General features: G+C 55.1%; 11 protein-coding genes. 8 read left to right on the forward strand and 3 right to left on the reverse strand.

Annotation, left to right across the window (positions count from 1 at the left end):
- Positions 1-63: 63 nt before the first annotated feature.
- Both glpB and glpA read right to left on the reverse strand, forming a co-directional pair.
- Positions 64-1,362, reverse strand: coding sequence for a glycerol-3-phosphate dehydrogenase subunit GlpB (glpB, locus tag ACHZBS_RS11365; protein WP_319406624.1), 1,299 nt, complete (start codon positions 1,360-1,362; stop codon positions 64-66).
- Positions 1,363-1,387: 25 nt separating this feature from the next.
- Positions 1,388-2,941 carry an anaerobic glycerol-3-phosphate dehydrogenase subunit GlpA gene (gene glpA / locus ACHZBS_RS11370; RefSeq protein ID WP_319406625.1) on the reverse strand — a complete coding sequence of 518 codons (1,554 nt, stop codon included), beginning with the start codon at positions 2,939-2,941 and terminating at the stop codon, positions 1,388-1,390.
- Between the two features lie 253 nt (positions 2,942-3,194).
- Between glpA and ACHZBS_RS11375 the strand changes: the two genes are divergently transcribed.
- From ACHZBS_RS11375 to ACHZBS_RS11410, 8 genes are all read left to right on the forward strand, one after another.
- On the forward strand, positions 3,195-4,013 hold the full coding sequence (locus tag ACHZBS_RS11375; RefSeq protein ID WP_319406626.1) for a DeoR/GlpR family transcriptional regulator: 819 nt from the start codon (positions 3,195-3,197) through the stop codon (positions 4,011-4,013).
- A gap of 137 nt (positions 4,014-4,150) precedes the next feature.
- Positions 4,151-5,248, forward strand: a complete 1,098-nt coding sequence (locus tag ACHZBS_RS11380; RefSeq protein ID WP_319406627.1) for an ABC transporter ATP-binding protein — start codon at positions 4,151-4,153, stop codon at positions 5,246-5,248.
- A 13-nt stretch (positions 5,249-5,261) separates the two neighbouring features.
- On the forward strand, positions 5,262-6,347 hold the full coding sequence (locus ACHZBS_RS11385) for an ABC transporter ATP-binding protein (RefSeq protein ID WP_319406628.1): 1,086 nt from the start codon (positions 5,262-5,264) through the stop codon (positions 6,345-6,347).
- A 12-nt stretch (positions 6,348-6,359) separates the two neighbouring features.
- A complete protein-coding gene (locus tag ACHZBS_RS11390) occupies positions 6,360-7,244 on the forward strand; it encodes a sugar ABC transporter permease (RefSeq protein ID WP_319406629.1) in 885 nt (294 codons plus the stop codon).
- On the forward strand, positions 7,241-8,044 hold the full coding sequence (locus tag ACHZBS_RS11395; protein WP_319406630.1) for a carbohydrate ABC transporter permease: 804 nt from the start codon (positions 7,241-7,243) through the stop codon (positions 8,042-8,044). Before ACHZBS_RS11390 ends, ACHZBS_RS11395 begins: the two co-directional genes overlap by 4 nt.
- A 12-nt stretch (positions 8,045-8,056) precedes the next feature.
- Positions 8,057-8,335 carry a DUF2160 domain-containing protein gene (locus tag ACHZBS_RS11400; protein WP_319406631.1) on the forward strand — a complete coding sequence of 93 codons (279 nt, stop codon included), beginning with the start codon at positions 8,057-8,059 and terminating at the stop codon, positions 8,333-8,335.
- A gap of 160 nt (positions 8,336-8,495) precedes the next feature.
- Positions 8,496-10,229 carry an ABC transporter substrate-binding protein gene (locus ACHZBS_RS11405; protein ID WP_319406632.1) on the forward strand — a complete coding sequence of 578 codons (1,734 nt, stop codon included), beginning with the start codon at positions 8,496-8,498 and terminating at the stop codon, positions 10,227-10,229.
- 281 nt (positions 10,230-10,510) lie between these two features.
- On the forward strand, positions 10,511-11,314 hold the full coding sequence (locus ACHZBS_RS11410; protein WP_319406633.1) for a YkgJ family cysteine cluster protein: 804 nt from the start codon (positions 10,511-10,513) through the stop codon (positions 11,312-11,314).
- A gap of 174 nt (positions 11,315-11,488) precedes the next feature.
- On the opposite strand, the gene dapA is transcribed toward ACHZBS_RS11410, so the two are convergent.
- The gene (gene dapA, locus ACHZBS_RS11415) at positions 11,489-12,523 is read right to left on the reverse strand and encodes a 4-hydroxy-tetrahydrodipicolinate synthase (protein ID WP_319406634.1); all 1,035 of its coding nucleotides are present in this window, start codon (positions 12,521-12,523) and stop codon (positions 11,489-11,491) included.
- Positions 12,524-12,733: the final 210 nt, after the last annotated feature.

Below are 12,733 nucleotides of genomic sequence, written 5' to 3' on the forward strand. Positions count from 1 at the left end.
CAATTCTTTGTTCGATATCGGACCGTCAAGCGTATACGTAATGGGTTCCCATCGATTTCAGCGTCATCTGTCGGTAAACCCGTTAACCATAGCCTCAATTGCCCCGTAAGCCGTGGCCACGGCAAGCCCGGTACCGCTTTTGGTTCGAATCCAGTCCTGGTGAGCCAGAATGGAGCCAGCGGCAAAAAGATTCCCATAAACGGCCTGGCCACCCGGGTTCATTGGCCGAAACCGGTCGTCCACCTCGATTCCGGCAAAATTGATGGAATGGCCCTTGGGATCCAGAAACTGCTGTCGATGCCAACAGCTGCGGTTTTCCGGTTGGCAGACAGGCAGGTCCATGAGCGCTTCGCGGATGCCCTGGCGTTCCGCGACCAGCCCTTTGCCCAGAAACCGGCCGGTGGCCAGCAGCACATTATCCGCCTCCACCGTTATCTCGGGTTCAGTGCTTCCCAGCTCGAGGACGAACCGACCGTTGGCCCGGCGATGAATGGTATGAACGGTATGGTGATAAAAGGATTGCACGCCGAGTGGGGGCAAATGGCTTTCAAAAGCCTCTTTAAGGCGAATGCCGGAAATGGCGGGTGGCATGGTGGGAATCTCGAAAACCGGTCGTCCGAGCATCTGCTGGAGATCGCGGCGAACCCCCTCGCTGTCGTGAATCCCAAGAATAGCTGGCAAACCGACATATTTCACCTGCCCCAGATGAGGCCGAATGGCGTCGGCCAGCTCCCGACGAGCCGTTTCAACCTCTATCCCCCGGGCGATGTGCTCAGCATATTTGGGCCCCAGTCGGTTTTCCCAGGGCAGATCGATGGAGGCGGACTTTAAATCCAGCCATGATGGTTTTAACGTACTCAGGATCTGCGTCGCACTGAAACCGCGCAGACCCTGGATATCGACAATCAGGCAGGGGGCCTTTTCTTCTAACGCCTTGACACCGGCCCACATGGTCTCAGGCACCCGGAAGGTACGCTTGATCGTACCCACCGGGGTGATCAGCCGGGCATTTTTATTGGGGTAACCCGTGTAAGGATGGCCGGCGTCACCCAGAAAATCAGTCACCAGGTCTATGGCCGAACGGATCTGGTGGGTGGAGACGCGACACAACGGATGTTCGGGATAATTCTGTTTGAGCTGTTTCAACCCCTGCCAGGGATCGTCGATCAGCTCACGCGGATTACCGTGAGAGACGCCGTATAGATCGAACAGGCCGCTGGCATAAAGGGTTTCGCCGGTGAGCCCGGCCTGCACGGTGGAAATGCCGCGACGGGCGGCGAACAGGGCTGCCGCCATTCCGGCCATTCCGGCACCGATGACCATCAACCGGCATTCTATCGGTTTCGCATTCGCAGTTTCCATAGTTTATTTTCTTTTTTGAAGGACATTAGGCGGTTTCGCATACATCAAGACCCAACAGTCCGCAGTGAAGAGCCTCCTGCAGCTCGGCCTGAGAGACCGCCGGCCCCCACAACAAGGGCTGCATCCCACGCCAGCGTTCGTTGAGAAAATCCTTTAATTCACCGATCCCCTCGCCGTCGTTGAGCATCCCTTCATTGTACATATGAGCGGCCATGCGAAGGCTGCAGAAGGAACCCTGGCAGGGGCCTTTGCCCACTCGGCTGCGCTGGCCCATCTCCCTCAAGCCGGGCCGATGGCCCTTGTGAGTCAGAAATGCGGCGATCTCATTGAACACACTGGTGGGAACCATTTCACATTCGCACAGCAACAGGTCCGAAGGATCTTTCTGCTTAAACCACATTTTCGGGGTAAAACCCGGTTCGGTATATCTGGCCTCCTTGGAGGCTGGCAGGGGGTCTTTGGCCGTCCGACAGGGGCTGGAATTGCCCAGCCGCCGACAGACCAGATCCGCGGTCTTTTCCGCCATGAGCCGGTAGGTGGTGAGCTTGCCGCCCGTGATGGTTATAAAGTTGTCCAAACCGTCGGATTCATGGTCCAGCAAGGAATAGCCTCGGCTCACCGCCCGATCATCGGACCCGTTGCCGGACCGCACAAGGGGACGAACACCGGCATAGGCGCGGATGAAACGGGTGTCCGCCAGTTTGGGCACCATAGCCATGCCGTCTTCGATCATGGCATCGATCTCGGACGTGGTGGGGCGGCATTGGTCCGGTGAATCGATGCGTTTGGAGGTGGTGCCGAAAATGGAAACGGTTCCCGCAGGCATCAAGATGTCAGCATCCGCCGCCTTGCGCAGCCGGTTGATCACCCGCTCACCCAGCCGCATTTGGCTAATAATCAGGCTACCCTGGGAATAGACCATGTTGATATGGGCACCGGCCATGGCCGCCACCTCTCCGGCCCAGGCCCCGGCAGCATTGACAATCTGGCCGGCATGAACAAGGACCTCGTTGCCCTGGCGGTGATCCATCAACCGCACCGCCTCAATGCGGCCGGCACGTTTGACAAACCCAACCACCTTGTGATGCAGCAGCAAGGATGTCCCCAGCGCACCGGCCTGGGCAAGGTTGTCCAGAGACAGTTTAAACGGATCGATAGAAGCATCTGCCACGGCAAATGCGGCAATGGTGTCCGGTGACAGGGAGGGCTCCATTTCAAGAGCCGCTTGGGGATCAATCGCAGTGGCGATGATACCGCACTGCTCACAACGATCAGCAAAATCGGCAATGTAGGTCTCTTCGTCACCCTTAACGGCAACGAATAGACCGCCTGTCTCTTCAACACACTGGGGTGCCAACCGTTTGATAATCGCCCCCTCTTTGCAACACTCCCGGGCCGAGGCTTGATCCGAGGCAATATACCTCGCACCGCTGTGCAGCAAGCCATGGTTCCCCCCGGAGGCGCCGGCATTGATGTCTTTCTTTTCCACCAGGAGGCATTGAACGCCGCGAAGCGCCAGGTCCCGGACCAGGCCAGTGCCCGTGGCGCCACCACCGATAACCAATACCTGCGTTTCCATTTCTTTTTCCATTATGATCCCGCAATAGCGGCCCCGGCTGTCGGCCGGACGCTTAACCAAAATGTTTTCACTTGAGAAAAAATTGTTCGAATGTTACATGTAACGAACATATTATAGGCTCATTTTTCTGGAACATGTATAAAAAATATCATACAAGCCAACTATTGTCACCAAATTTTGTTCGTTTTTAACCATACCTTTCAAAATTATTCTTAAACGAAAAAAACCATCCATCGATCGGAAATCAAATAGAATGACAGGTAAAAAAGCACCGGCCGGCGTGCCACCCAGAACGAAAACAAACGGGAAGGTTGCCCCGGTTCGAAACCGGCACGATAAAATAAAGAAAATGGTTCAATCTCAAGGTTTTGTGACCAGTGAAGCTTTAGCCCAAGCCTTTTCGGTAACGCCTCAGACCATCCGCCGGGACATCAACACGCTCAGTGAAAAGGGCCAATTGTGCCGATACCATGGCGGCGCCGCCATTCCCACCTCCACCGAAAACGTGGCCTACAATGAAAGAAAAGTGCTCTGCTTCCGCGAAAAACAGAAAATTGCCTATCTGCTTGCTCAGCACATTCCGGACAACGCCTCTCTGTTTATCAACATCGGCACCACCACCGAAGCCATTGCCCATGCCCTGTGCAATCATAAACGCCTGCGGGTGATCACCAACAATCTGAATGTTGCGTCCATCATGAGTACAAACGAAAATTTCGAGGTGATTGTCGCCGGCGGCATGGTCCGCCATCGGGATCAGGGCATTATCGGCGAGGCCACCATCGATTTTATCAATCAATTCAAGGTAGATTACGGCATCATCGGCATCAGCGGCATCGATACCGATGGCACCCTTCTGGATTTCGATTATCGCGAGGTACGGGCGGCAAGAGCCATTATCGACAACTCGCGGAGTGTCTTTCTGGCCACCGACCATACCAAGTTCGGCCGAAACGCCATGGTCCGGTTAGGAAATATTGTCGAGATCGATTGTCTGTTCACGGACCGTCGGCCACCTGCCGGACTTGCAGAAATTATTGCCGCTTCGGATGTCGAGCTTCACGTCGCCTGAAGCGACGACCTTGCACCGACCCGTAAAATTGTTTTCGCTTGCGAAAATACAGACGGGATGTTAGTCTAAAGTTAATCATTTGCCTTCGCTTTCTCATATCCAAACCATAGCGCAGTATTCAGATCGGAGTCCGAACGATGGGCTTGAAGATCCAGAACGTCAGTAAAGTGGTGGGAGGAGAGACACATCTCCGGCAGATCGATCTTGTTTTTGAAACGGGGTCTCGTAACGTGATTCTGGGCCGAACCCTTTCCGGCAAGACCTCCCTGCTGCGGATCATGGCCGGACTTGACCGACCCACCAGCGGGAAAATCATCTTCGACGGCCAGGACGTGACCGGTGTCTCCGTGAGAAAACGAAGCATCGCCATGGTCTACCAGCAATTCATCAACTACCCCTCCCTGACCGTCTATGACAACATCGCCTCGCCCCTGAAGATCGGCGGCATACCGAAAAAAGAGTTGGACCGGCGGGTCCGAGAAACGGCTGAAATGCTCCACCTGGAAGGTATGTTGGACCGGATTCCCGCAGAGTTGTCCGGTGGGCAGCAGCAACGAACCGCCATCGCCCGGGCATTGGTCAAGGATGCCCAGCTGCTGCTGCTGGACGAACCTTTGGTCAACCTCGACTACAAACTTCGGGAAGAGCTTCGGGTGGAGCTTCAAGAAATTTTCCGGAAACGGTCCGCGATCGTGGTGTATACCACCACTGAACCCTCCGAAGCCCTGATGTTGGGTGGCAACGTCGTGGTCCTCGACGAAGGCCGGGTGGTGCAAACCGGCGCCACCGCCACGGTATTTCAGCGGCCAGAAACCTTGAGAGCCGCGGAAGTGTTCAGCGACCCGCCCATCAATGCCCTCGACAGTGCAGTGGCTGACGGCAGGGCTGTCATGGGAGACAATATTCCGGTTCCCTTGACCGGGCACCTGGCCGATCTTACAGACGGATCATACCGGTTTGCCTTCCGGTCAAACCACCTGTGGCTTTCCAGCCAGACGGACGGGGACCTGGCCATTACGGGCACGGTGGAGTTGGCCGAAATCAACGGCTCGGAAACCTTTATCTACATCCATCATGGGAAAAGCGCGTTCGTGGTGCAACAGGAAGGGGTGCACCCCTTTGCCATGGGCAACGAGATAACGGTATTCATCAACCCTAAACACCTTTTTGTATACGGCACCGCCGGTCAACTGGTGGCCGCGCCTCCGGCTGCCGAGCCTTACAACCAGCCATAGCCGGGAGAACCCCATGGCGCGCATAGAATTCGATCAAATCGCCCACTCCTATTATCCGAACCCCGAAACAGCATCGGACTATGCCCTCAAAGAGATCACTGCCGTGTGGGAAGATGGGGGCGCCTATGCCCTCCTCGGACCTTCCGGCTGCGGCAAGACCACATTGCTCAACGTGATTTCCGGGTTGCTCAAACCCAGCAGAGGCCGGGTGCTTTACGACGGCACCGATGTAACCGCGCTACCCCCGGAAAAGCGAAACATCGCCCAGGTGTTTCAGTTTCCGGTGCTTTATGACACCATGAGCGTTTTCGACAATCTGGCCTTTCCGCTGAAAAATCGGGGTTTCAACAAAGCGGACACCGCCCGACGGGTGCAGGAGGTGGCCGAGATACTCGACTTGACTCTGGACCTCAATAAAAAAGCAGCGGGCCTGAGCGCCGATGCCAAACAGAAAATATCCCTGGGCCGCGGCCTGGTGCGCAGCGATGTGGCGGCCGTACTTTTCGATGAACCCCTCACCGTGATCGATCCCCATTTAAAATGGCATCTTCGGCGGAAGCTCAAGGAGATCCACGAACAGCTGAACCTGACGATGATCTATGTAACCCACGACCAGGTGGAGGCCTTGACTTTCGCGGATCAGGTGATCGTTATGTACGAGGGTGAAATCGTTCAAATCGGCACACCGGAGGAGCTTGTCGAAAATCCCCGGCACAAATTCGTCGGTTATTTTATCGGAAGTCCCGGCATGAATTTTCTGCCCTGCAGCCTTGATGGCCAACATGCACAGGTCGACGGAGTGACCATCGCCTTGGAGCCGGAAACAGCCGCTCTCGGGGCCAAGGCTCGGGGAGTTCTGGAATTAGGCATTCGCCCCATGCATCTGGAAGTGCGCAGCTCGGCCGTCGACGGCGGGGTGCCGGTAACGGTGAAAACCGTGGAAGACCAGGGCAGCTTCAAAATTCTGACAACCGCACTCAACGGGCATACGCTATTAGCCCGCATTCCTGAAGGGCACCCGGTACCGGAAAACCATGCGTGGCTGAAGTTTCCACCTCAACGGACCAAACTATTTGCCGACGAACGGCTAGTCAGATAAAGGGAGGACCCCATGGAAAAATGGGCGGACAACAAGGCATGGTTCCTGGTGCTGCCGGTTTTTGTCGTCGTGGCCTTCAGCGCCATCATACCGCTGATGACCGTGGTCAATTACTCGATCCAGGACATCTTCGGCCCGGGCAATGCCGTATTCGTCGGGACTGAATGGTTTAAGCAAATGCTGACCGACACTCGCCTGCACGATGCCTTGGGGCGTCAATTTATATTTTCGGGATTGGTCCTTTTGATCGAAATACCCTTGGGCATCCTGATTGCGCTGGCCATGCCCAAAAAGGGCTGGGGCGCCTCCGCCAGCCTGGTAACGCTTGCTATTCCCCTGCTGATTCCATGGAATGTGATCGGTACCATTTGGATCATCTTCACCCGGCCGGATATCGGCTTGTTCGGCGTAGGAATCAACAGTCTGGATCTTCTCAAGGTTCCCTTTGATCATACCGCCCGACCGATTTATGCCTGGTTCACCCTGATGGCCATGGAGGTCTGGCACTGGACCCCCCTGGTGGCCTTGCTTTGTTATGCCGGGCTGCGCGCCATCCCGGAGGCCTACTACCAGGCCGCTAAAATTGACGGCGCTTCGGCCTGGGCGGTTTTTCACTATATCCAATTACCCAAGATGCGCGGTGTCCTCACTATCGCCATTTTGCTCAGGTGGATGGACAGCTTTCTCATTTACGCCGAACCCTTTGCGCTGACTGGCGGGGGACCAGGCAACTCAACCACCTTCCTGTCTATATATCTGGTCAAACTGGCCACCGGCCAGTTTGACCTCGGGCCGGCCGCGGCCTTTTCCCTGATTTACTTTCTCATCGTTCTCCTGTTCTGCTTTATCTTCTACCAGGCACTGTTGAATGTCGGCAAAGGAGAAAAGTCATCATGAAAATCCAAAAAAGAACCGTCGCCTTACTCTTCTATTTCATACTGCTGATCGTGCCTATATACTGGATGCTCAACATGTCGCTGCGCAGCAACGCGGATATCCTGAGCACGTTCTCCCTCTATCCGTCCCACATGACCTTTGAAAACTACATCAAGGTCTTCACGGACCCTACTTGGTACTCAGGGTATATCAATGCCATGATCTACGTCAGCATGAACACCGTCATGTCCCTGGCCTTTGCACTGCCCGCCGCCTATGCCTTTTCTCGCTTTAAATTCCTCGGCGACGGGCAGATGTTTTTCTGGCTGCTGACCAACCGCATGGCCCCACCGGCGGTTTTTCTGCTGCCCTATTTTCAGCTGTATTCCACCGTGAACCTGATCGACACCCATATCGCCGTGGCCCTGGCCCACTGCCTTTTCAACGTGCCCCTGGCCGTATGGATTCTGGAAGGGTTCATGTCCGGTATTCCCAAAGAGATCGACGAAACGGCCTTTATCGACGGATACTCCTTCCCGCGATTTTTTTTCACCCTATTCATTCCGCTGATCAGGGCGGGGGTTGGCGTGACAGCTTTTTTCTGCTTCATGTTCAGTTGGGTCGAGCTGCTGTTCGCCCGGACACTTACGGTCACCGAGGCCAAACCGATTGTCGCCACCATGACTCGGACCATCAGCGCAACCGGTCTGGACTGGGGTCTGCTGGCAGCCAATGGCATCCTTACCATCGTTCCGGGTGCATTGGTCATCTGGTTCGTGCGCAACCACCTTGCCAAGGGATTCGCGTTGGGTCGCGTCTAAAGGGGAAACAGCATGAATTTCGAATGGATGTATTGGACAGTCCCGACGGCGATTTTTTTTATCACCATTTTCCTGATGATCGCCGGCATGCTCGTCTGGGAACTGGTGTCGCCGACCGTCGAACGTCGGGGTTTCCTGAAGATCCCAACGACCAGGGGCACACGATTTTTTGTCGGTTTGTTGGGCACCGCCTATATCCACCTGGCCTGGCTCGGGCTCACGGATTTGAATTTGTGGTTTGCGCTTCCGATTTCAGCGGTTTGGATATTTATCGTGATGCGCTGGGGATAAAAAATTAAACCTGTTTGTATGCACCAGAATCGCTCCAGCAAGGCTCCACCCCGTGTTCAAAAAAGGACGTGTGTCTATCGTTTGGCGATTACGGCCTTCACGCCCGCGATGCCGTCCGACTGCTCCACCCCTACCCCTGAAGGCTTAAAGGAGGAGACCCATGAACGTGAAGATGAAAAAGACAATGCTTTTTGGAGTTGCCTTGGCGATCATGTTTGCCTTGGCGGCCGGTCCGGCCATGGCGGATATGGCTGCCGCAAAGAAGTGGGTTGACGAGGAGTTCCAACCCTCAACCCTGTCCAAAAAAGAACAGCTCAAGGAAATGGAGTGGTTCATCAAAGCGGCCAAACCATTTAAGGGCATGCATATCAAAGTGGTTTCCGAAACTATTCCGACCCACGAGTATGAATCCAAAACGTTGGCCAAAGCCTTCGAAGAGATCACCGGCATCAAGGTGTCTCACGACTTGATCCAGGAAGGCGACGTCATTGAAAAGCTGCAAACCCAATGGGCGTCGGGCCAGAATATTTATGATGGCTGGATTAACGATTCCGACCTGATCGGCACCCACGCCCGCTATGGCTATGTGGTGCCCTTGTCCGACTTCATGGCCGGCGAGGGTAAGGACGTGACCCTGCCCACACTGGATGTGGATGACTTCATGGGCAAGTCTTTCACCACGGGACCGGACGGAAAGCTCTATCAACTGCCGGATCAGCAGTTCGCCAACCTTTACTGGTTCCGTTACGACTGGTTTAAGCGCCCGGATTTCCAGAAGCAGTTCAAAGAGATCTACGGCTACGAACTGGGAGTCCCGGTCAACTGGTCGGCGTATGAAGATATTGCCGAGTTTTTCACCGAACATGTCCGTGAAATCGACGGGAAAGCCGTATTCGGCCATAACGACTACGGTAAAAAGGCTCCCGATCTGGGCTGGCGATTTACCGATGCTTGGTTGTCCATGGCCGGCGCTGGCGACAAGGGCATTCCCAATGGCAAACCGGTAGATGAATGGGGCATCCGCATGGAAGGATGCCGGCCCGTAGGCGCAACCGTGGCCCGTGGCGGTGCTGCCAATGGTCCTGCTGCCAAATACTCCCTGCGCAAATATATGGAGTGGCTGAGGAAATACGCCCCTCCAGGCAGTCTGGGCATGGATTTTTACACTTATCTGCCATTTCTGGCGAACGGCAGTGTGGCTCAGCAGATCTTCTGGTACACCGCATTCCTTCCCAGCATGGTCGAACCGGGGCCCACGGTAAATGAGGACGGCACCCCCAAATGGCGCATGGCCCCCTCGCCCCACGGCCCCTATTGGGAAGAAGGCATGAAACTGGGTTATCAGGATTGCGGTTCCTGGACCTTCATGAAGAGCACGCCGCTGGAACGCCGCAAGGCAGCCTGGCTCTTTGCCCAGTTCACGGTATGCAAAACCACCTCTCTGAAAAAAGCCCACGTGGGATTGACGCCTATTCGCAACAGCGATATCAACGATAAATCGTTTACCGAACGCGCCCCGAAACTCGGCGGTCTGGTGGAATTCTACCGCAGCCCGGCCCGCGTGGCCTGGACCCCTACCGGCGTCAATGTGCCCGATTATCCGAAACTGGCCCAGCTGTGGTGGCAGAATATCGGCGAGGCGGTTTCCGGTGAAGTGACCGTGGATACAGCCATGGACAACCTGGCCGAGGAGATGGATAAGGTCATGGAGCGAATCGCCCGCTCCGGAACCCAGGGCGAATGCGGCCCCAAGCTGAACCCGAAAAAAGACGAGGCCTACTGGCTGAATCAACCCGGTGCCCCCAAGGCCAAGCTGGCCAACGAAAAACCCAAAGGGGAAACAGTGGATTACGACAAACTGATCCAAGCCTGGCGCGAAGGAAAGGTGAAATAACGCGCACTCAAACCTGAAAAACCAAACCACCGGGGCCGGCTCGCTTCTGAGCCGGCCCCGGTCATTTCAGAGCCCATAGTGACGGGATATTAGGCCCGAAGCTTCGCAATAAAAAGAATCTTTATAGTAGCTCCTCCCCGCAACGTCGCCGAGGGAAAGGTTCAATCCTACCGGACTCATCGCTTCATTCGCCAGTTCCGTCGCCCGGATTACCGTTTGACTTTGGCCATGGCCTCCGTTAAATACGGCCCAACTATCGAACGATCAGGAAAGGACAACCTATGAACGACGCGGAGAAAACAGCCTGTATCTCGCCGGTACGGCTGGGATATGGAAGCCCATTCAAATTCAAATGTCACCCCGGGGTGTCATGCTTTACCCTTTGCTGCCGGGGCATCAACATCATCCTCACCCCCTACGACATTCTCCAGATGAAAAACCGGCTGGGCCTCTCTTCTTCGGACTTTCTGGCCATCTACACTGAGCCGCACCTGCTGGAAAAGACCGATCTGCCCATGGTCACCCTCAAGCTGCTGGATGACGAGCGCGAATCCTGTCCCTTTGTCAAGGACAATGAAGGATGCATCATTTATGAGGATCGCCCCACGTCCTGCCGCTATTACCCCCTTGGCGTGGCGACCCTTCAGCACAAGGAGGGTGCCGATGACGACGGCTTTTTCTTTTTCATCAACGAGCCCCATTGCAAGGGTTTCGAAGAAGACACCAACTGGACCGTAGCCGAGTGGCGGGAAGACCAGGGAGTGGATCTGCGTGACGAAATCAATCGTGAATGGACGGACCTGGTGGTGCGCAAACGTTCTTTTCCACCAAACATCAAACTGATGGATAAAGCCAAACAGATGTTTTTCATGGTGAGCTACGACATCGACAAGTTCAAGGACTTTGTCTTTGAAAGTTCTTTTTTAAAACGTTTCAACGTAGACGAAGCCACCGTGGAAAAAATTAAAACGGATGAAACCGAACTGCTCAAGTTCGGGCTGACATGGCTCAAGGGCGTGCTGTTTAAAGAAACCGATCCCGAACAGCAGGCGGCCAATTTTGCAGACAAACAAAATCCCGCGTGAAAGGTCGACGGTGATTACTTAAACATTCGGCAAACGCCTGTCTTGAACGATTTGTGTCCATCCTTCGAAGACCGGCCAAACATAAAGCAAGGCAGGATAATATTTTTCACTGCCCGAAACAACCGCCCAGCCTGATACAGTCAGGACGGGCGGTTGTTTTTTCACCGGTGCAAATCAATAGTCAGGATAGGCCAGTCCCTCCATCAAGCGCTTATCGTTGAGCCGCGCATCGATGTCCACGTTGAAGAATGCGGCCAACGGCGCAAAAATTTCCGGGTTTTTCGATTGAACGGTCTTTGCGATCTTCGCCACCACATCCAGGCCGGCCCGGCTCATTTTCCCCAGCGGCGGGCGGCAGGGCCCCGAGGGCACTCCCAGCAGCTGCATCAGCGCCTTCAACGCCAGCGGGTTTCGCGCCCGGCACATCACCTCGCCGTATGGAGATTTTTCCATGGTTTTCACGGTCACCAGCCCGAACAGCGGCGCAAGGGCGTCGGCCAAAGTTTTTGCCTGGTCGGTCTCCTTGTTGGCCAAAAAGCGAACCAGATCACTCATGGCCTTGGGGACGATATTGGAAACCACCGAAATCACTCCTGCGGCGGCGATATCTGGGTCAGTCATCATTTCAACCGTCATCCCGTCGTCGCCGGAAAAGATGTTGAATTCCGGTCCGCAGCATTGGCGGGTTCGCCGCATGTTTTCTATATTTCCGGTAGCCTCTTTAACGGTATTCACGTTTGGATAAGCCTTGAATATCAGGGCCAGGTCTTCGGGCAGCAGTTGAGCACCGGTTCGCCCCGGGATGACATAAGGAATGATGGATAAATCGGGAAAGGCTTTAGCCACCGGTGCCAGATATTCTTTTCTGATCTCCATGGAACTGGGACCGTTGTAGTAAGGGTCCACCAGCAGCACCGCATCGGCACCCGCCTCTGCGGCATAGCGAACGGCAGACAGGGCCTCTTTCGTGTTGTTGCTTCCCGCTCCGGCGATGCACAGGCATTTACCCTTGGCATGCCGTGAAAGGATCTGAACCACCCGATGGTGCTCTTCCCAGGCCAGGGTGGGACTTTCACCGGTGGTGCCCACGGCCAGAATGCCGGCAACACCGTTTTGAATCTGAAAATCGGCGAGGCGGGTCAGTCCCGTTTCATCCACCGCGGCACCGTCGAAAGGCGTCACCATCGCGGTATAACATCCTGAATTCATGTTACCTCCTGAAAAAGTCACGTTGTTATGAAAAAAGAAACGCGCGAGAAGCCCGTTAAGACCGGAAGAAACGCTTACGGCTTCGGGGGTTGCCATCATCCGCTCGCGGCGCTACCGCACGTGTTCTGGCAAAATCCCCGAAAATCTCCGGTATCATGGCAATGGTATCCTGTAGGTTAGAGAAACGGCTGAAACCAACAGCCGGTGGTG

The sequence above is a fragment of the uncultured Desulfosarcina sp. genome, assembly GCF_963664155.2.
Lineage (GTDB): Bacteria > Desulfobacterota > Desulfobacteria > Desulfobacterales > Desulfosarcinaceae > Desulfosarcina.

Coding starts and splice junctions, on each gene's coding strand:
- ACHZBS_RS11395 (WP_319406630.1), top strand. CDS start 7,241: ATGAAAATCCAAAAAAGAACCGTCGCCTTACTCTTCTATTTCATACTG.
- ACHZBS_RS11375 (WP_319406626.1), top strand. CDS start 3,195: ATGACAGGTAAAAAAGCACCGGCCGGCGTGCCACCCAGAACGAAAACA.
- ACHZBS_RS11380 (WP_319406627.1), top strand. CDS start 4,151: ATGGGCTTGAAGATCCAGAACGTCAGTAAAGTGGTGGGAGGAGAGACA.
- ACHZBS_RS11385 (WP_319406628.1), top strand. CDS start 5,262: ATGGCGCGCATAGAATTCGATCAAATCGCCCACTCCTATTATCCGAAC.
- ACHZBS_RS11390 (WP_319406629.1), top strand. CDS start 6,360: ATGGAAAAATGGGCGGACAACAAGGCATGGTTCCTGGTGCTGCCGGTT.
- glpA (WP_319406625.1), bottom strand. CDS start 2,941: ATGGAAACGCAGGTATTGGTTATCGGTGGTGGCGCCACGGGCACTGGC.
- ACHZBS_RS11400 (WP_319406631.1), top strand. CDS start 8,057: ATGAATTTCGAATGGATGTATTGGACAGTCCCGACGGCGATTTTTTTT.
- dapA (WP_319406634.1), bottom strand. CDS start 12,523: ATGAATTCAGGATGTTATACCGCGATGGTGACGCCTTTCGACGGTGCC.
- glpB (WP_319406624.1), bottom strand. CDS start 1,362: ATGGAAACTGCGAATGCGAAACCGATAGAATGCCGGTTGATGGTCATC.
- ACHZBS_RS11405 (WP_319406632.1), top strand. CDS start 8,496: ATGAACGTGAAGATGAAAAAGACAATGCTTTTTGGAGTTGCCTTGGCG.
- ACHZBS_RS11410 (WP_319406633.1), top strand. CDS start 10,511: ATGAACGACGCGGAGAAAACAGCCTGTATCTCGCCGGTACGGCTGGGA.